The sequence below is a fragment of the Mesorhizobium sp. M0074 genome, assembly GCF_040322975.1.
Lineage (GTDB): Bacteria > Pseudomonadota > Alphaproteobacteria > Rhizobiales > Rhizobiaceae > Mesorhizobium.
Genome location: NZ_JAMYUM010000004.1, coordinates 265,455 through 281,597, shown reverse-complemented (window position 1 = coordinate 281,597; position 16,143 = coordinate 265,455). Strand labels below are relative to the sequence as shown.

The 16,143-nt window shown below is 64.3% G+C and carries 18 protein-coding genes and 1 riboswitch; of the genes, 12 read left to right on the top strand and 6 right to left on the bottom strand.

Going from position 1 to position 16,143, the window contains the following annotated elements:
* Nucleotides 1–8 precede the first annotated feature (8 nt).
* The 3 genes from NKJ73_RS08230 to NKJ73_RS08220 all read right to left on the bottom strand — a co-directional run bounded on the left by NKJ73_RS08230 (nucleotide 9) and on the right by NKJ73_RS08220 (nucleotide 1,915).
* Nucleotides 9–515, bottom strand: coding sequence for a methyltransferase family protein (locus NKJ73_RS08230; protein WP_352568978.1), 507 nt, complete (start codon nucleotides 513–515; stop codon nucleotides 9–11).
* 16 nt (nucleotides 516–531) lie between these two features.
* The gene (locus NKJ73_RS08225) at nucleotides 532–1,530 is read right to left on the bottom strand and encodes a heparan-alpha-glucosaminide N-acetyltransferase (protein ID WP_352568977.1); all 999 of its coding nucleotides are present in this window, start codon (nucleotides 1,528–1,530) and stop codon (nucleotides 532–534) included.
* Nucleotides 1,531–1,747: 217 nt separating this feature from the next.
* Nucleotides 1,748–1,915 (bottom strand): SRPBCC family protein, encoded by a 168-nt coding sequence (locus tag NKJ73_RS08220; protein WP_352569001.1) that lies wholly within the window; start codon nucleotides 1,913–1,915, stop codon nucleotides 1,748–1,750.
* A gap of 350 nt (nucleotides 1,916–2,265) precedes the next feature.
* Nucleotides 2,266–2,462: riboswitch (cobalamin riboswitch) on the top strand.
* Nucleotides 2,463–2,498: 36 nt separating this feature from the next.
* Between NKJ73_RS08220 and NKJ73_RS08215 the strand changes: the two genes are divergently transcribed.
* From NKJ73_RS08215 to cobO, 4 genes are read left to right on the top strand one after another with little or no spacing between them, the layout of a single operon-like run.
* Nucleotides 2,499–2,678, top strand: a complete 180-nt coding sequence (locus NKJ73_RS08215) for a CbtB domain-containing protein (RefSeq protein ID WP_023676561.1) — start codon at nucleotides 2,499–2,501, stop codon at nucleotides 2,676–2,678.
* A gap of 15 nt (nucleotides 2,679–2,693) precedes the next feature.
* Nucleotides 2,694–3,476: a CbtA family protein gene (locus tag NKJ73_RS08210; RefSeq protein ID WP_352568976.1), complete on the top strand. Its 783-nt coding sequence runs from the start codon at nucleotides 2,694–2,696 to the stop codon at nucleotides 3,474–3,476.
* Entirely contained in the window at nucleotides 3,469–3,990 is a 522-nt protein-coding gene (gene cobU / locus NKJ73_RS08205) for a bifunctional adenosylcobinamide kinase/adenosylcobinamide-phosphate guanylyltransferase (protein ID WP_352568975.1), read from the top strand. The genes NKJ73_RS08210 and cobU overlap by 8 nt, the downstream gene beginning before the upstream one ends.
* A 1-nt stretch (nucleotide 3,991) precedes the next feature.
* Entirely contained in the window at nucleotides 3,992–4,609 is a 618-nt protein-coding gene (gene cobO, locus NKJ73_RS08200; protein WP_352568974.1) for a cob(I)yrinic acid a,c-diamide adenosyltransferase, read from the top strand.
* Between the two features lie 367 nt (nucleotides 4,610–4,976).
* Here the strand turns inward: cobO and cbiB are convergent, their stop codons facing one another.
* Entirely contained in the window at nucleotides 4,977–5,948 is a 972-nt protein-coding gene (cbiB, locus tag NKJ73_RS08195; protein ID WP_352568972.1) for an adenosylcobinamide-phosphate synthase CbiB, read from the bottom strand.
* Between cbiB and cobD the strand changes: the two genes are divergently transcribed.
* The 3 genes from cobD to NKJ73_RS08180 all read left to right on the top strand — a co-directional run bounded on the left by cobD (nucleotide 5,947) and on the right by NKJ73_RS08180 (nucleotide 8,776).
* On the top strand, nucleotides 5,947–7,002 hold the full coding sequence (cobD, locus tag NKJ73_RS08190; protein WP_352568971.1) for a threonine-phosphate decarboxylase CobD: 1,056 nt from the start codon (nucleotides 5,947–5,949) through the stop codon (nucleotides 7,000–7,002). The two genes, cbiB and cobD, sit on opposite strands and share 2 nt — an antisense overlap.
* Complete coding sequence (locus NKJ73_RS08185; protein WP_352568970.1) at nucleotides 6,999–7,502, top strand: tyrosine phosphatase family protein; 504 nt, start codon at nucleotides 6,999–7,001, stop codon at nucleotides 7,500–7,502. Before cobD ends, NKJ73_RS08185 begins: the two co-directional genes overlap by 4 nt.
* 119 nt (nucleotides 7,503–7,621) lie before the next feature.
* Nucleotides 7,622–8,776: a serine hydrolase domain-containing protein gene (locus NKJ73_RS08180; protein ID WP_352568969.1), complete on the top strand. Its 1,155-nt coding sequence runs from the start codon at nucleotides 7,622–7,624 to the stop codon at nucleotides 8,774–8,776.
* 64 nt (nucleotides 8,777–8,840) lie between these two features.
* Here the strand turns inward: NKJ73_RS08180 and NKJ73_RS08175 are convergent, their stop codons facing one another.
* Nucleotides 8,841–9,644, bottom strand: coding sequence for a creatininase family protein (locus NKJ73_RS08175; RefSeq protein ID WP_352454642.1), 804 nt, complete (start codon nucleotides 9,642–9,644; stop codon nucleotides 8,841–8,843).
* A 57-nt stretch (nucleotides 9,645–9,701) separates the two neighbouring features.
* Complete coding sequence (locus NKJ73_RS08170; RefSeq protein ID WP_352568968.1) at nucleotides 9,702–10,085, bottom strand: RidA family protein; 384 nt, start codon at nucleotides 10,083–10,085, stop codon at nucleotides 9,702–9,704.
* A 276-nt stretch (nucleotides 10,086–10,361) separates the two neighbouring features.
* Between NKJ73_RS08170 and NKJ73_RS08165 the strand changes: the two genes are divergently transcribed.
* The 5 genes from NKJ73_RS08165 (at nucleotide 10,362) to NKJ73_RS08145 (ending at nucleotide 15,939) form a co-directional block, all read left to right on the top strand.
* Nucleotides 10,362–11,366, top strand: coding sequence for an ABC transporter substrate-binding protein (locus tag NKJ73_RS08165; protein WP_352568967.1), 1,005 nt, complete (start codon nucleotides 10,362–10,364; stop codon nucleotides 11,364–11,366).
* A gap of 3 nt (nucleotides 11,367–11,369) precedes the next feature.
* Entirely contained in the window at nucleotides 11,370–12,212 is an 843-nt protein-coding gene (locus tag NKJ73_RS08160) for an ABC transporter ATP-binding protein (protein ID WP_352568966.1), read from the top strand.
* Entirely contained in the window at nucleotides 12,199–13,050 is an 852-nt protein-coding gene (locus tag NKJ73_RS08155; RefSeq protein ID WP_352454637.1) for an ABC transporter permease, read from the top strand. Before NKJ73_RS08160 ends, NKJ73_RS08155 begins: the two co-directional genes overlap by 14 nt.
* A 193-nt stretch (nucleotides 13,051–13,243) precedes the next feature.
* Nucleotides 13,244–14,542: a cytosine deaminase gene (locus NKJ73_RS08150; RefSeq protein WP_352568965.1), complete on the top strand. Its 1,299-nt coding sequence runs from the start codon at nucleotides 13,244–13,246 to the stop codon at nucleotides 14,540–14,542.
* Entirely contained in the window at nucleotides 14,539–15,939 is a 1,401-nt protein-coding gene (locus NKJ73_RS08145; RefSeq protein ID WP_502905367.1) for an FAD-binding oxidoreductase, read from the top strand. Before NKJ73_RS08150 ends, NKJ73_RS08145 begins: the two co-directional genes overlap by 4 nt.
* Nucleotides 15,940–16,143 lie beyond the last annotated feature (204 nt).

The window sequence follows — 16,143 nt, the reverse complement described above, 5'->3', positions numbered from 1 at the left end:
GCCTCGCCTCAAATCCAGCGCCGCACCCTTTTGGCGTAGTCCCGGTATTTCTTGCCGAATTTGGCCGTCAGCACCTGCTCCTCGCTCTCGATCGTCAGCTTCTGCGTCAGGAACGCCGCGATGACCGCCAGCGGCAGGAACCAGGCGATCCCAGTGACAAAGGCGAGGCTGACCAGCAGCAGCGTGTTGGCGAGGTAGATCGGGTTGCGGCTGACGGCGAAGGGTCCGGTAGTCACCAGATGGTCAGGCACGCCGTTCGGGTTGAGCGTCGTCTTGGCGCGGATCATGGTGCGGATTGCCGTGAACCAGAGCGCGGCAACCGCCACCAACCCCACAAGGCCGGCGGCGAACAGGATGTCGCCGAGAAGATCGCCGATCCACGGCAGCGGATAGAACAGCCCTAGCGCGACGCTGACGATGATGGCGGCGATATAGATCAGCGGCGGCCATGGGATGTGCCCCAGCTTCGGCTGCCCAGGATTTTGCTGCACGGGTTTCGGGTGACTGTCGCTCATTATTGTCCTCCCTCGATTAGCGCGTTCCCGGTTCCGCCGCCTCGGTTTGGGCGGTGCAGGTGCCGGCGAGCTCGCCAATATGCGCCTTCCACTCCGGGGACTGATCGTTGCTGTAGAGCCGGTCAAGCGAGGCTTCGCCCTGGAGAGTGTCCAGCATGCAGGCACAATAGCTGGAGCAGAACTCGGTGTCGCGTGCCTGCTCGCAGGATATCTGGCAGGATTTCAGAAAACGCACCTCCCTGGTTTCGGCCTGCGCCGGCATGAATTGCGAAAACAGCCAGACCGAGCCGATCAGCACCGGCTGATGGATCAGATAGAAGGCAAGGCTGTGCCGGCCGATGAAGACCAGCGGATTTGCCCAGCGGCCGGGCGCCAAGGCCGACTGCCGCGTCAGCGCGCCGGAGGTGGCGGCGAGCTTGGTAACCGCGATGCCGGCAAGTACGGCGCCGAACCAGGGCAGCAGTGGAACGTAGTCGTTGGAGCGCGGGTTGGTCGCCGACAGGCCGACCCACCACAAAGCCGGATGATCGAAAGTTTCGGATCGCAGGTAGAAAGGCGCAGCGACGACGAATACGGCGACAAGCAGCGTCAGCAGCGCCGGGAGGCGCAGGAACGCCAGGCCGAGCAGGCTGGCGAGCGCGATCTCGTGCAATATGCCGAAGAAGATGAAGCCGTCGGGCGTGGCGATGCGGGTGACCAGCGATATTGCGAGCGCTGCCCCGGCAACCATGGCGAAGCGCTTCCAGAAGCCGGTCCAGCGGATTTTCTTGCCATGGGCGAGATAGAGGCTGATGCCGACCAGGAACAGGAAGCTCGAGGCGATGCAGCGCGCGTAGATTTTCCACCAGCCGAAGGCGGTGAGGCCGGGATCGGTGTAGCCGAAGAATTCGAGGTCCCAGGTGAAATGATAGCTCGCCATGGCAAGCAAAGCGATGCCGCGTGCAATGTCGATAACGGCGATGCGCTTCGACTTCGGTTGATCCTGAACGGCTGCGCTCGGCGTGTCGATGCTCATGGTCTCGCTGTCTTGGTTCAGCCCGGCAAGACGACTATCACGGTTGCCACCGTCAAAAGAAGCAGGGCCTTGCGTCGCGTTGGTACCGGTCGGCATCAGAACTGCTTTAGGCCAGAGCCGGAAAGCCTTTGGCCGGCGTGCTGGCGTTTTTCGGACTGGGCGCGGTTTTCGCGACACTCGGGCTGCTGGCGGCGGCCTGCGGCTTCGTCGCCTGGCGCTATCTGCCCAAATCGCTTTGATGTGCGAGCGCCGCATGGCGCTCGCGCACCCAGTTGTGGAAGCGGTGCAAGTCGTATTCCTCGGGCATCAGTACGCCGGCCTTGTGGCGCATCGAGCGCAGGCCCATCTGGTTGACCTCGCAGATATCAGCATCCTCCTCCAGCACCTTGGTACCGAAGGCGACGATGTTGTCGATATCCGCGGCCGGATCGGCGAGCGCTTCGCCTCGCGGCAGACGAGCAGCCAGTTGCGATACCAGATGGCCTCGAGATCGCGCTGATAGGCCGCGATGTCCCAATAGGCTGATGACGGCAGCGTCGGCTCGGCCCGCGTCAGGCCGTTGTAGGGACCGCGCTCATTCGGGCTGGGTTGCATGCCGGCTTCCTCCCCATCCGCCAGCCGACACCCGGCTGCGAAAATTGTCAATCGCGGCGCCGGCCGACCGGGCTTGGCGAGGCGGCGCATTCGCCACACGATCCGGCGGAATTTGGTTTGCCGGGCGCGGCGATTCTGCCTATAGTCGCTGATGTCGTCGGTTCCGTTTGGAACCAAGAGGGAATGCGGTGAGGGCAAGTTGTTTGCCCAATGCCGTGGCTGCCCCCGCAACTGTGTGCGGTAGTCCTCTCCATATGCCACTGAAGGTTCGCCTTCGGGAAGGTGGGGAAGGGCGCTGATCCGCGAGCCAGGAGACCTGCCGGCGACAGGAAACTGACTTCTATGCCCTCGGGTGGAGGGCGAAAGGACAAGACATGAATACCGCTTCCGTTTCGCTCGGCGCTTCCGCCTCCTCGCAGTCGCGTCTCATGCAGCTGGCGCTTGCTGCATTCCTCGGCATTTTCGTCATGGGCTTTGTCGGCTTCTCGCATATCGATGCGGTCCACAATGCCGCGCACGACTATCGCCATTCGATGGGCTTTCCCTGCCACTAACAAGGGGCTGACATCATGACACTGTTTCGCAACGTCGTGTTCATCGCGGCGATCGCAGGGCTTGTGGCCGGCGTGGCTCTCGCCTGCATGCAAGCCTATGCCACGGTGCCGCTCATCCTGAAGGCGGAAGTCTACGAACAGGCCGGCGGCGGCCATGACCATGCCGCGGCACCTGCGACACCGGCTGAAAACGCTGCGGGCACGACGGCTATGAGCAGCGCCGCGCCGGCACCGGCTGAAGCAATGGCTCCGGCTGAGGACGAAGGCTGGGCGCCGGCGGACGGTTTCGAGCGCTTCGGCTTCAGCGTCGTTGCCAATATCGTCACCGGCATCGGCTTTGCGCTGGTCCTGGTTGCGGTTTCGGAATTCGCCGGCGGCATCGGCAATTGGCGCCAGGGCCTGTTCTGGGGGCTGGCCGGCTTTGCCGCGTTCACGCTGGCGCCGGGCCTCGGCCTGCCGCCGGAACTGCCGGCGATGCCGGCGGCCGACCTTGTCCAACGCCAGATATGGTGGTGGGCAACAGTGGTGGCGACAGCGGCCGGTCTCGGCCTTATCGTCTTCCGCAGATCGCTGCCGCTGGTGGCTCTTGCCGTGGCGTTGATCGTTGCGCCGCATATCGTCGGCGCGCCGCAGCCCGATAGCTTCGAGACGGCGATCCCGGAAGACCTGCACCACCAGTTCGTGGTGGCGGTGACGCTGACCAATCTGGTGTTCTGGCTGGTGCTCGGCGCGGTCGTCGGCGTGGTGCGTGGACGCTTCACGGGCACGGCGACCAGCCTGCGCGACAGCTTTGCCTGACCGCGCTGCCGGGGCACTGACCCTGGTCATCGGCGGTGCGCGGGCCGGAAAGAGCGCGCATGCCGAGAGCCTGGTAACGGCCTGTCCGCCGCCTTGGAGCTATATCGCCACGGCGCAAGCCTATGACGACGAGATGCGCCAGCGCATCGCGCTGCACCGCTCGCGCCGCGGCGCCGGCTGGACGACCATCGATGCGCCGCTCGACCTTGCCGGCGCGATCGGAGCGCTGCCTGACGGCCAGCCGGTGCTGATCGACTGCCTGACGCTGTGGCTGACCAACCATATGCTGGCCGACCATGATGTCGAGGCCGAATGCCGGAGGCTGGCCGATGTGCTGTCGCGGCCGCGTGGGCCGTGGTTCGTGGTGTCCAACGAGGTCGGCCAGGGCATCGTGCCGGACAATGCGCTGGCAAGACGGTTTCGCGACGCCGCCGGCCGGCTGAACCAGGACGTCGCGGCTGTTGCCGGCACCGTGCTTTTGATGGTGGCGGGGCTGCCGCTCAAGGTGAAATGACATGGCTGATACTATCGATCCCAAGGACGAGGAACGCCACCGCGCCAAGATGGCCAAGCGCAAGGCGGTGCAGGACGCCGAGGTCGCGGCCAAGACGGTCGAGAAGGGGCTGCTGATCGTCAACACCGGACCGGGCAAGGGCAAGACCACGGCCGCCTTTGGGCTGGCGCTCAGGATGCTCGGCTATGGCAAGCGCGTCGGCGTCGTTCAGTTCATCAAGGGCAAATGGCACACCGGCGAGAAAGACGCCTTTGCCGCCTTCGGCGACCGTGTCGTCTGGCACGCCATGGGCGAAGGCTTTACCTGGGAGACACAGGACCTGAAGCGCGACATCGCGGCGGCCGAGGCTGCCTGGGCGAAAGCGCTGGAGCTGATGGCCGAGCCGTCGATCAGCCTCGTGGTGCTCGACGAGCTGAACATCGCGCTGCGCTACGACTACCTCGATCTCGAAAAGGTGGTCGCGGCGCTGAAGGCGCGTCGCGAAGGCCTGCATGTCGTCGTCACCGGCCGCAACGCCAAACCGGTATTGGTCGAGGCGGCCGATCTGGTCACCGAGATGGGCGTGACCAAGCACCACTTCTCCGCCGGCGTGAAGGCGCAGCAAGGGATTGAGTTCTGAGGGCTGGTGCTGGCGCCTCTTCTTCCTTCTCCCCTTGTGGGAGAAGGTGGATTGGCGCGCAGCGCCAAGACGGTTGAGGGGTGCTGGCCGGAGCGCTGTTGGTGCCAAGCTGGAACACCCCTCATCCGGCCGCTTCGCGGCCACCTTCTCCCACAAGGGGAGAAGGGAAAGCCGCACGAAGCGGCTCGCCCCTGGAATGGTAAGGGTGAGGGGCGGCGCCGACCTGACGCGATTATTTGAGGCGTAGCCTTATTTTGTTCTTGCTTTGTGCCGGCGGCTATGCTACTAATTTCGGTATGGTGCTAATTGGGCTCCAACGACCCGTCGCTTGGCGGGTTTTTTGTTTCCGCTCGATCTCGAGCGCAGATCACGCCAAGATAACAACCACCGCGACCACGCCGAACAGCGCGATCAGCAGTAAGTCGGCGACGCGGTAGAGTTTCAGCGCCCGTCGGATGTCGGTGCTCTCGACATCATCGTGCCGGCCGCCTTCGCCCATCAACGCGTCTTCGACCATGACGCCGTCGTAGGAACGGGGGCCGGCGAGCGCCAGGCCGAGCGCGCCGGCCATCGCTGCTTCCGGCCAGCCGGCATTGGGCGAGCGGTGTTTTTTCGCATCGCGCCGCACGGCGTGCCAGGCGCCCTTGGCGTCGGCGCCCTTGACCAGGAAAGCGGCGAGTACGATCAGAAGAGCCGTCAGCCGCGACGCCGGCAGATTGATCCAGTCGTCGAAGCGCGCAGCCGCCCAGCCGAAGGCTTCGTGGCGCGGAGTGCGGTGGCCGATCATCGAATCGGCGGTGTTGGCGGCCTTGTAGGCGACGCCGCCGGCGAGCCCGCCGATACCGAGCCAGAAGGCCGGCGCGACGACGCCGTCGGAGAAATTCTCGGCCAGGCTTTCGATCGCGGCGCGGCAGACAGCGGCCCTGTCGAGCTTTTCCGGGTCGCGACCGACGATCCGCGAGACGGCAATGCGGCCCATATCCAGTCCGCCGCTGTCGAGGGCGTCGGCGACCGCTTCGACATGCTCGGCCAGGCTCTTCTGCGACAGCAGCGACATCGCCAGGATTGCGGTGACCAACAAGCCGAGTGGAATGCTCCAAAGCAAGGTTTCGAGCCAGAGGGCGAGGGCGGCCGGCACCAGCACGATCACCAGCAGCGCGACGACGCCCCAGCAGCGACGGTCCGCGTCGGAATCAGTGGCGCGGTTGAGCCTGCGGTCGAGAAAGGATATCAGCCTGCCGAACCAGGTGACGGGATGGCCAATGGCATCGAAGAGCCGGGCCGGGTAGCCGAGTACAAGTTCGATGGCCAGCGACAGGAAAGTGATCAGGATCGGCATGAAGTCTCTTGATGGAGTGACGGCGGCAGTGGACCACGGCGGAAGCCTTGGCCGGGCGAGGGCGCTTTTCCCTCACGCGCCGCTGCCTTTCGTCGACCTCTCGACCGGGATCAATCCGCACTCCTACCCGCTTTTCGATTTGCCCGCCACCGCCCTGTCGCGATTGCCGGAAACAGCGCGCAGCCGCGACTTGGCTGAACGCGCGGCAAGCGCCTATGGCGCCCCGTCGGCGGCGAATGTCGCGGCGGCGCCCGGCACGCAGATTCTGTTGCCGCGCGTCGCTTCCCTGGTCAGCCCGGGCACGGCGCTGGTGCTCGGGCCGACTTATGCCGAGCATCGGCGGGCAGCGGCGATCGCCGGCCATGCGGCGGCTGAAGTCGATGATTTCGAAGCCCTGGCGGCGGCCGACCTTGCCGTCGTCGTCAATCCCAACAACCCGGACGGGCGCGTCGTCGAGCGCGAAAGATTGCTTCGACTTGCCGGGACATTACGCGCCAGAGGTGGGCTGCTGGTCGTCGACGAGGCCTTCATGGATGTCGGCCCGCGCAGCGAAAGCCTGGCCGGCGACGTCGACCAGGGCGGCATCGTCGTGCTGCGTTCGTTCGGCAAGTTCTTCGGCCTGGCCGGCCTGCGGCTCGGCTTTGCACTGGCCGATGCGCTGACGGTCGAGCGGCTGGAGGCGCAATTCGGGCCATGGGCGGTTGCCGGGCCGGCGCTCGAATATGGCATAAGGGCGCTTGCCGATACCGGCTGGCAGGCCGGGATGCGGCGCCGTCTGGCCGAGGATGCCGCACGGCTCGATACGCTGTTCGGCCGCTTCGGCGTGCCTGTCGTCGGTGGCACCGCGTTGTTCCGCTATATCAGGCTGGCGGGCGCCGCCGGCCTGTTTTCGGTGCTCGGCCAGCGCGGCATCCTGCTTCGGCATTTCGCCGATCGTCCGGCTGTGCTGCGCGCCGGCCTGCCGGGAGCCGACGAAGAATGGCGGCGGCTCGAATCGGCACTTGCCGGCTGGGCCTCGCGGCGCGACGATGGGGCCAAGGAGACTTCGCGATGATCCATGTTTGTTCCCTGGCAAAAATCGAGGAAACGGTGGCAAGGACCGGGGCCGAGCGGCTGCTTTCGCTGCTCGCCGCCGGAACGGAGGTGATGCGACCGGCCTCGATCACCAGGGAAAACCATCTGCATCTGGTCATGCACGACATTGCGGTGGCACAGGAGGGCATGACCATGCCGGGCGAGGAGCATGTCTTGAACCTGCTCGATTTCGCCCGCCAATGGGATCGCTCGCGGCCGCTGGTGGTGCATTGCTATGCCGGCATCAGCCGTTCGACCGCCTCGGCCTATATCATCGCGGCAGCGCTGGCGCCGAAGCGCGACGAGGCCGAGTTGGCCGAGACGCTGCGCGCGCTGTCGCCCACGGCGACACCCAATCCGCGGCTGATCGCAATTGCCGACGCACTGCTCGATCGCAGGGGCCGGATGATCGAAGCGATCCAGGCGATCGGGCGCGGCGCGGATGCTTTCGAAGGCACGCCGTTCGAATTGAAAATCTGAGCCTAAAAACAAATTCCAGGAAAAGTGCGCAGGAGTTCTAGGACACGGCCAAGGGGCGAATGATGATCGGGAGAATTTTGGCCATCGTTGTTGGCGTGGTCTGCGCGACAGGCAGCGCCATGGCCGCGTCCATGCCGGCTCTCAAGTCGATCGACCTGGCAGCGCTCCAAGCCACTGTCGAGGGTTTGGCCAAGGAACTTATGCTGCCCGGTGCCATGGTTTTGCTCAAGACTCCGCGGGGCAACCTCGTCTTCGGCTATGGTACGACTGAACTGGGTGCCACGAACCCGCCGCGCGCCGATACCCACTTCCGTGCGGCCTCGAACACCAAGACGATGACCGCCGCTGTCATCGTGCAACTGGTGCAGGAGGGGAAACTGAGCTTCGCCGATCTGATCTCGAAATACGTCCAGCGCGTTCCCAACGGCGACGAGATAACCATTCGGCAGCTCATAACAATGCGGAGCGGCCTCCCTAACTTCACCGATGCGCCGGAACTTGCCGAAAGCCTGGACAAGTATCCTTACAGGGTATGGACCGCTGATGAAGTACTCGGCATGGCGTTCAAACGGCCGCCGGACTTCGCGCCGGGTGCCGAATTCGAGTACAACAACACCAACTACTATCTGCTCGGCCTTGTTGCCGAGAAGATCGACGGCAAGCCGCTCTCGACCATCTTCCGGGACCGCCTGTTCGGGCCGCTCGGCATGAAGAACACCGCTTTGCCGCCGAGCACGTCGAACGCCATCCCCGAGCCATACTCAAACGGCTATCTCTACGGCAGTACTTCGTACGCCCTGGCTGATGCGCCCTATCCGGACGACCTCCAGGCTGCGGCCAGGGCGGGAACGCTCAAGCCCAACGACGACACATGGCAGAACCCGTCCGCCTACTTTGCGGCTGGCGGAGTCATCTCCACCGCGGATGACCTCGCGACCTGGATGCGCGCGCTGGTCGGGGGCAAGCTCTTCAATGCCGACTTCCAGCGGCAGTGGCTTGCAAGCCCTGAGGCGCCGGAGCCGGGCGAACCCGCCATGCAAAAATACGGCTATGGCATCCTAACGCTGACCTTCGGGCCTAACGAAATCTACTATCACGAAGGCGAGATGCCCGGTTACCAGTCCTTCATGGGCTACGATCCGGCCAATGATGTCACCCTGGTCATATGGACCAACCTGACTCTCGCGCTCGACGGCCAGGCGACCGCCAACACCTTGATGGTGAAGATACTCGACGAAATCTACACGGTGTCGCCGCTTCAAGAGGTGAAGTGAGGATCCTCGCGCGCGAATGGAATCGCCCCTCGTGAGCGAGGCCTGAGGTGGTGGGATCAAACACCTACGCCAACCAATCCGCCAGCTTTGCCTTGCCCACGTCCCTCAGCAGGCCGATGAAGCCGTCGGCCTGATGTTCGGCGGTCAGCCGGCCTTTTTCGGCGGTGGCAATGCTGGCGTCGCCGACCACGCCATTCGGGTTGAGATCGCTGGCGATCCAGGCGAAGGCGTGCGTTCCGGTGTGGCGCAGCAGCGAAAATTCCTTTTCGGCGCGGGCGACCTTGGACACGAAATTGTCGGCCTTCCCCATATCGACGAGGTCGGGCCGGAAGTGCAGCATCAGCGAGGTCTCGACGTCGCCGCCATGGATGCCGTGGCGGTCCTCGAGCTCGGTGTACATGCCGGCCGGCCGGCCAAAGCGTTGCCAGCTGGTCTTTACCGCCAGCATCTTTGCCCGCACACGCAATTCGCGGGTGACGATGCCCATGATCTCCTCATTGCCGCCATGCGAGTTGACGACAATCAGTTTTCGGACGCCGGCGCGCGCGACCGACAGGCCAAGTTCGGTCCACGCCTCGACCAAGGTCGTCGCCGGCAAAGTGAGGGTGCCCGGCGCATGCAAATGCTCGTTCGACTTGCCTACCGCCTGGACCGGCAGGATGCGGATGTCGAGATCGCCGGGCAGGCGCGCGATCACCGTTTCCAGCATGCCGTTCATGATCGAGGTGTCGGTCGAGACCGGCAGATGCGGGCCGTGCTGCTCAATCGCCGCCAGCGGCAGAACGGCAATGGTCGCCTCAGGATCGACGGTCGCGTATTCGGTGGTCCGGTAGTCACCCCACCATACGCGTTTTTTTGCAGCGGTCATGTCATGCCCTCTTGAACCGACAAGCCCAGACCTAACGCGGGAACGATCGGCTGTCGATCATCCCGCCGCGATGACCTCGATCTCGACCTTGAATTCCGGCCGGGCAAAACCGGACACGATCATCAGCGTCGAGGCCGGCGCCGGGCCGGCGAACAGCCGGTCGCGAACCTCCATATAGGGGCGCAGGAAGGCGCGGTCGGTGACGTAGGCGTTGATGCGGACGATGTCGGACAGGCCGAGCCCGGCCTCGCCGAGAATCGCCGATATGTTCCGGAAACAAAGCTCGGCCTGTGCGCCGGCCTCCTCGGGGATCTGGTCGTCCGGGGTGATTGCGACCTGGCCCGAACACAGCACCAGCCGCTTGCCGGGCGGCAGTTCGACGCCATGGCTGTAGCGGGCGAAGGGCGGCTTGATCGACTTCGGCGTGAGAAATTTGAACATGGCAATCTCCGTTCACGGCAGCCTAAAGCGGGATCGATGCGGGCATCAAGATGGCGGTGCATGTCACGAGGGCGATTGTGGACAGGCGATCAAAAAATAGGCACGATGCCTTTCGTACAGCATGACCCGTCCGGCCTTCGCGCCGCCATTGCTCAGGCGGGCATTGCACAAGCGGGCGGTCCCGGCGCAACGCGCCGGTGGCATGTGTCTTGCTTCTTGAAACAATGGTGTCGAGCCCGGCGCGTGACGCGCCGGAGCGAACAAAGGGTGGTGTGGATGTACGGAAAACTCAAGATTTCGGCGGGCGCGATCGTGCTGCTTGGCGCAGGCACGCTTGCCGCGGCAGCGAACGAAAAAGTCACCTTCGGCACCAACTGGCTGGCTGAGCCGGAGCATGGGGGTTACTACCAGGCCGTGGTGGACGGCACCTATGCCGCCTGCGGCATCGACGTGACGATCATGCAGGGCGGCCCACAGGTCAGCGGCCGGCCGCTGCTGCTGGCCGGCAAGATCGATTTTTACATGGGCGGCAATCTGCTGTCGGCCTTCGATGCCGTGCAGCAAGGCATACCGATGCGCGTCGTGGCGGCCGACTTCCAGAAGGACCCGCAGGTCATCATGTCCCATCCCGGGCAGGGGCTGGACAAATGGGAAGACCTGAAGAACGCCGAGCAGTACATCCTCGGCGACGAAGGTGCGCAGACCTTCTTCCAGTGGATGGTCACCGACCTCGGCTTCGATGCCGCCAAGCGCGCGCCCTACACCTTCAATCCGGCGCCGTTCATCGCCAACAAGAAGTCGATCCAGCAGGGTTACGTCACCTCGGAGCCATTCGCCGTCCAGAAGCAGGGCGGTTTCACGCCGAACCAGTTCCTGCTGGCCGACTATGGCTGGGACACATATGCAACGACGGTCGAGACCATGCAGGAGACGGTCGACAAGCGGCCCGAGGTGGTCCAGTGCTTCGTCGATGGCTCGGCCAAGGGCTGGTACAATTATCTCTACGGCGACAACAAGGCCGCCAACGAGATGATCAAGAAGGAAAATCCGGATATGACGGATGAGCAGATCGCTTTCTCGATCGAGCAGCTGAAGAAGTTCGGCGTGGTCGATTCCGGCGACAGCGAAAAGCTCGGCATCGGCGCCATGACCGATGCGCGCATCCAGAGTTTTTACGACAAGATGGTCAAGGCCAAGGTCACGCCGGCGGGCATCGACATCAAGAAGGCCTACACGCTGGCCTTCGTCAACAAGAGCGTCGGGCTCGACCTGAAGAAGTAGGCCGTGAAGCTGGAGAAAGTGGCGCAACAGCCAGGAAGCGTATCGGGGCCGACGCTGTTGGCGCTGCGTGGCGTCGGCAAGGTTTTTTCCAACGGCGTCACCGCGCTCAGCAATGTCGAGCTGACGATCCGGGAAGGCGATTTCCTCAGCCTGCTCGGACCGTCGGGCTGCGGCAAGTCGACGGCGCTGCGGCTGATTGCCGGCCTGTCGACGCCGACCTCGGGTGTGCTCGACTGGCGCGGCAGCGGCGCCCTCGAGCGTTCGAATATCGGCGACCGTTCAAATATCGGCTTCGTCTTCCAGGAGCCGACGCTGCTGCCCTGGGCCGACGTCTTCGACAATGTCTGGCTGCCGCTGCGGCTGAAGGGCGTGTCGCGTGCCAAGGCGGCGCCGGCGGTGATGGAGATGCTGGCGCGGGTTCACCTGACCGGCTTCGAGAAGGCGGTGCCGCGCGAACTGTCGGGCGGCATGAAGATGCGCGTCTCGATCGCCCGCGCCATGGTGACCAAGCCGCGCATTCTGTTGATGGACGAGCCGTTCGCGGCACTCGACGAGATCACCCGCTTCAAGCTCAACAACGATCTTCTGGAGCTATGGCAGGATGAGCGTTTTACCGTCGTTTTCGTCACCCACAGCGTCTTCGAAAGCGTATTCCTCTCCAACCGCATCGTCGTCATGGCGGCGCGGCCGGGCCGGGTGTTTGCCGACCTTGCCGTCGATGCATCCTATCCGCGCGACGAGGCGTTTCGCACCTCGCCCGACTATGCCGCGCTCTGCCGCCAGGCATCCGACGTGCTGATCGGCGCCATCAACTCAACTGCCGGACCGCATCATGACGGCCATTGAAGAACAGATCCCGGCGCTCGACCCGGAGGAGGCGCGCCGCGTCCGCCAGGAGCGCTTCGAGCGCATCGGCAGATGGCTGCTGCCGCTGGCGATCATGATCCTGGCGATCTGGCTGTGGGACCGCGTCTGCGTCTGGAACGACATCCCGAAATACATACTGCCGCGCCCCGGCGTGGTGCTGCAAACGCTGCACGACGATGCCGGGCTGCTGTTCTCCTCGCTGCTGGTGACACTCAGGATCACCTTCTTGAGCCTGCTTCTCGCCGTGGTCGGCGGTGTCGGGCTGGCAGTGCTGTTCGCTCAGTCGAAATGGGTGGAGATGTCGTTCTTTCCCTTCGCCATCGTGCTGCAGGTGACGCCGATCGTCGCGATCTTTCCGCTGATCAACATCTATGTCGACAACCAGACGACGAAGCTTTTGCTTTGTGCCTGGATCGTCGCCTTCTTCCCGATCCTCTCCAACACCACGCTCGGCCTCAACTCCGTCGACCGCAATTTGCGCGACATGTTCAAGCTCAACGGCGCCACCCGCTGGCAGCAATTGCGCTATCTGCGGCTGCCGGCGGCGATGCCTTATTTCCTCGGCGGGCTGAAGATCGCCGGCGGCCTGTCGCTGATCGGCGCGGTGGTGGCCGAGTTCGTCGCCGGCGCCACCGGCCAGTCGTCCGGCCTCGCCTCGCGCATCATCGAGGCCGGCTACCGGCTCAACGCACCAAGGCTGTTCGCGGCGCTGATCCTGATCTCGCTCACGGGCATCCTGATCTTCCTGGTGCTGTCGCTGGTATCGCATCTCCTTTTGCGGCGCTGGCACGAGAGCGCGCTGAGGCAGGAGCGGTGATGGTGGGCAGCGCCAGCACCCCCCTCTGTCCTGCCGGACATCTCCCCCTCAAGGGGGGAGATTGGATGCTATCCAGGATTTCGCTAATCGCCAACGTTGCAAGACGAGCGCCATGGGCGAGGCTGCCAATCTCCCCCCTTGAGGGGGAGATGCCAAGTAGTGGTAAAGAGGGCAGGACAGAGGGGGGTACGCCTTGATACCAGCTTCTGGTTCCTACTATCTCTCCAAGGTCCGGCTTCACGCCTCCCTGACGCCCGGCCTTGCCGCTCCTTCCGACGCCGACGGTTTTGCACTCGCAGATATCGCGGTCGCCGACGGCAGGATTTCCAGCATTGCGGCGCATCGATCCAACGCACCGGCGGACGCCGTCGACCTCGGCGGCCGCATCGTGCTGCCGTGCTTTGTCGACTGCCACACCCATATCGACAAGGGCCATATCTGGCCCCGAAAGCCCAACCCGGACGGCACCTTCATGGGCGCTTTGAGCGCCACCGGCGCCGACCGCGCGGCGCGCTGGAGCGCCGACGACGTTGCCCGCCGCATGGATTTTTCGCTGCGCTGCGCCTACGCGCACGGCACCAGGGCGCTGCGCACGCATCTCGACAGCGTTGCGCCGCAGGAAGAGATCTCCTGGCCGGTGTTCGAGACGATGCGGGAGAAATGGCGCGGCCGCATCGAGCTGCAGGCGGCCTGCCTGCTCGGCATCGAAGGCGTGCGCGACAGGAAATGGTTCGAGAGGCTGGCCAAGCGCGTGGCTGCCGCCAAGGGCGTGCTCGGCGTCGTCACCTATATGGTGCCGGACCTCGAAGAACTGCTCGACCAGGTGTTTGCGCAGGCGATCAAGCATGGCCTCGACCTCGATTTCCATGCCGACGAGACCGACGATGTCTCGGCGATCTCGCTGAAGAAAATCGCCGAAGCCGCCCTTTGGAACGGTTTTGACGGGAACATCCTGGTCGGCCATTGCTGCTCGCTGGCACGCCAGCCCGATCTCGACGTGCTCGACACGCTGGATAAGGTCGCCAAGGCCGGCTTGGCGGTGGTGTCGCTGCCGATGTGCAATCTCTATCTGCAGGACCGGCGAGGCGACAGGACAACGCCGCGCTGGCGCGGGGTGACGCTGCTGCACGAGATGAAGGCGCGCGGCATTGCCGTCGCCGTCGCCTCCGACAATACGCGCGACCCGTTCTACGCCTATGGCGATCTCGACATGCTGGAGGTCTATCGCATGGCGACGCGCATCCTGCATCTAGACCATCCCGTCGCGGACTGGCCGCAAGCTGTCACCGCAACGCCGGCCAAGGTGATGCGGCTCGATGGTTTCGGCCCGCTTGCCGCCGGAGCGCCGGCCGATTTCGTCGTCTTCAAGGGGCGGAGCTGGACGGAATTGCTGTCACGGCCCGAATCGGATCGCATCGTTGTACGCGACGGCCGGGCGATCGAGCGCCAGCTGCCCGATTATGCCGAACTCGATGATCTGATGGTGGAATGATGGATATTGCGGCGCTCAAGCGCGACCTGGACGGTTTGAAGATCGACGACCATCCGGCGATCGTCCAGCAGAAGAGCCGCGATTTCTACTGGTACAGCCCGGTGCTGAAGCAGCAGCTCGAGCACGTCACCGGCGACCTGATCGTGACGCCGAAAACCGAAGACGAGGTCGTCCGCATTCTCGCCGCCTGTCACCGGCATGGCGTGCCGGTGACGCCGCGCGGCAGTGGCACCGGCAATTACGGGCAGGCGATGCCGCTGTCCGGCGGCGTGGTGCTCAATCTCGCCGAAATGAACGCGGTCAAGACGATCGCCCCCGGCCGTGTCGTCACCGGCCCCGGCGCCGTGCTCGCCGACATCGACAGAGCGACGCGGGCGCATTCCGGCCAGGAGCTCCGCATGTCGCCGTCGACCTACAACACCGCATCGATCGGCGGCTTCGTCGCCGGCGGCTCCGGCGGTATCGGCTCGATCCGCTGGGGCGGACTGCGCGACCTCGGCAACGTCATCCGGCTGAGGACCGTGACGATGGAGGCACAGCCGCGGGTCATGGAGCTCACCGGCGAGGACGTGCTGAAGGTGATGCACGCCTACGGCACCAACGGCATCATCACCGAAGTCGAGATGCCGCTGACCGCCAGCTATGACTGGATCGACGTCATCGTCGGCTTCGACGATTTCATGGATGCGGCCGGCTTCGGCAACGATCTCGCCATCCAGGACGGCATCCTGGCGAAACTGATCACACCGATCGCAGCACCCATCCCCTACGATTACTTCAAGCGCCACCAGCGGTTTTTCCGGCGCGGCCAAAGCATCGTCGTCCTGATGATCGCGCCGCATGCGATGGATGCTTTCCTTGCCTTCACGTCGCGCAGCAAGGGCGAGATCGTCTTTCGTGCCGACAAGGAGGCCGATCTCAAAGGGCTGCCGCCGGCCTATGAGCTGACCTGGAACCACACGACGCTGCGTGCCATCCGGGTCGATCCGACGATCACCTATCTGCAGACCCGCTATCCGTCGCCGGACCACCTCGGCCACGTCAAGGCGATGGTCGACCGCTTCGGCGACGAGGTGCCGGCGCATCTCGAGTTCATCCGCTTCGACGGCGCCATCGGCATCGCCGGGCTGCCGCTGGTCCGCTTCACCACGGCGGAGCGGCTGGACGAGATCATCCGCATCCACGAGGATAATGGCTGCTGGATCTTCAACCCGCACCGCTACACGCTGGAAGAAGGCGGCATGAAGCGGACCGACGAGGTGCAGCTTGCGTTCAAACGCGAGACCGACCCGCAAGGGCTGCTCAATCCCGGCAAGATGATCGCCTGGGAAAACCCGGACTATGATTATCGCTCAGGCAAGTCGTTTCTGTTCAAGGGACTGGAGAAGGCGGGTTGAGACGATGACGGGCGTGTGGCGCTGTACCACCCTCTGGCCTGCCCTCTTTGCCACCACTTGGCATCTCCCCCTCAAGGGGGGAGATTGGCAGTTCCATCGTCTCGACCATCTTCCAACGTCGTCAACTGGCGAAAGCGATACTGACAGCCGATCTCCCCACTTGAGGGGAAGATGCCCGGCAGGGCAGAGGGGGGTGCTTGGCGC

Coding starts and splice junctions, on each gene's coding strand:
- NKJ73_RS08230 (WP_352568978.1), bottom strand. CDS start 515: ATGAGCGACAGTCACCCGAAACCCGTGCAGCAAAATCCTGGGCAGCCG.
- NKJ73_RS08225 (WP_352568977.1), bottom strand. CDS start 1,530: ATGAGCATCGACACGCCGAGCGCAGCCGTTCAGGATCAACCGAAGTCG.
- NKJ73_RS08215 (WP_023676561.1), top strand. CDS start 2,499: ATGAATACCGCTTCCGTTTCGCTCGGCGCTTCCGCCTCCTCGCAGTCG.
- NKJ73_RS08210 (WP_352568976.1), top strand. CDS start 2,694: ATGACACTGTTTCGCAACGTCGTGTTCATCGCGGCGATCGCAGGGCTT.
- cobO (WP_352568974.1), top strand. CDS start 3,992: ATGGCTGATACTATCGATCCCAAGGACGAGGAACGCCACCGCGCCAAG.
- cobD (WP_352568971.1), top strand. CDS start 5,947: ATGAAGTCTCTTGATGGAGTGACGGCGGCAGTGGACCACGGCGGAAGC.
- cbiB (WP_352568972.1), bottom strand. CDS start 5,948: ATGCCGATCCTGATCACTTTCCTGTCGCTGGCCATCGAACTTGTACTC.
- NKJ73_RS08185 (WP_352568970.1), top strand. CDS start 6,999: ATGATCCATGTTTGTTCCCTGGCAAAAATCGAGGAAACGGTGGCAAGG.
- NKJ73_RS08180 (WP_352568969.1), top strand. CDS start 7,622: ATGGCCGCGTCCATGCCGGCTCTCAAGTCGATCGACCTGGCAGCGCTC.
- NKJ73_RS08175 (WP_352454642.1), bottom strand. CDS start 9,644: ATGACCGCTGCAAAAAAACGCGTATGGTGGGGTGACTACCGGACCACC.
- NKJ73_RS08170 (WP_352568968.1), bottom strand. CDS start 10,085: ATGTTCAAATTTCTCACGCCGAAGTCGATCAAGCCGCCCTTCGCCCGC.
- NKJ73_RS08165 (WP_352568967.1), top strand. CDS start 10,362: ATGTACGGAAAACTCAAGATTTCGGCGGGCGCGATCGTGCTGCTTGGC.
- NKJ73_RS08155 (WP_352454637.1), top strand. CDS start 12,199: ATGACGGCCATTGAAGAACAGATCCCGGCGCTCGACCCGGAGGAGGCG.
- NKJ73_RS08145 (WP_502905367.1), top strand. CDS start 14,539: ATGATGGATATTGCGGCGCTCAAGCGCGACCTGGACGGTTTGAAGATC.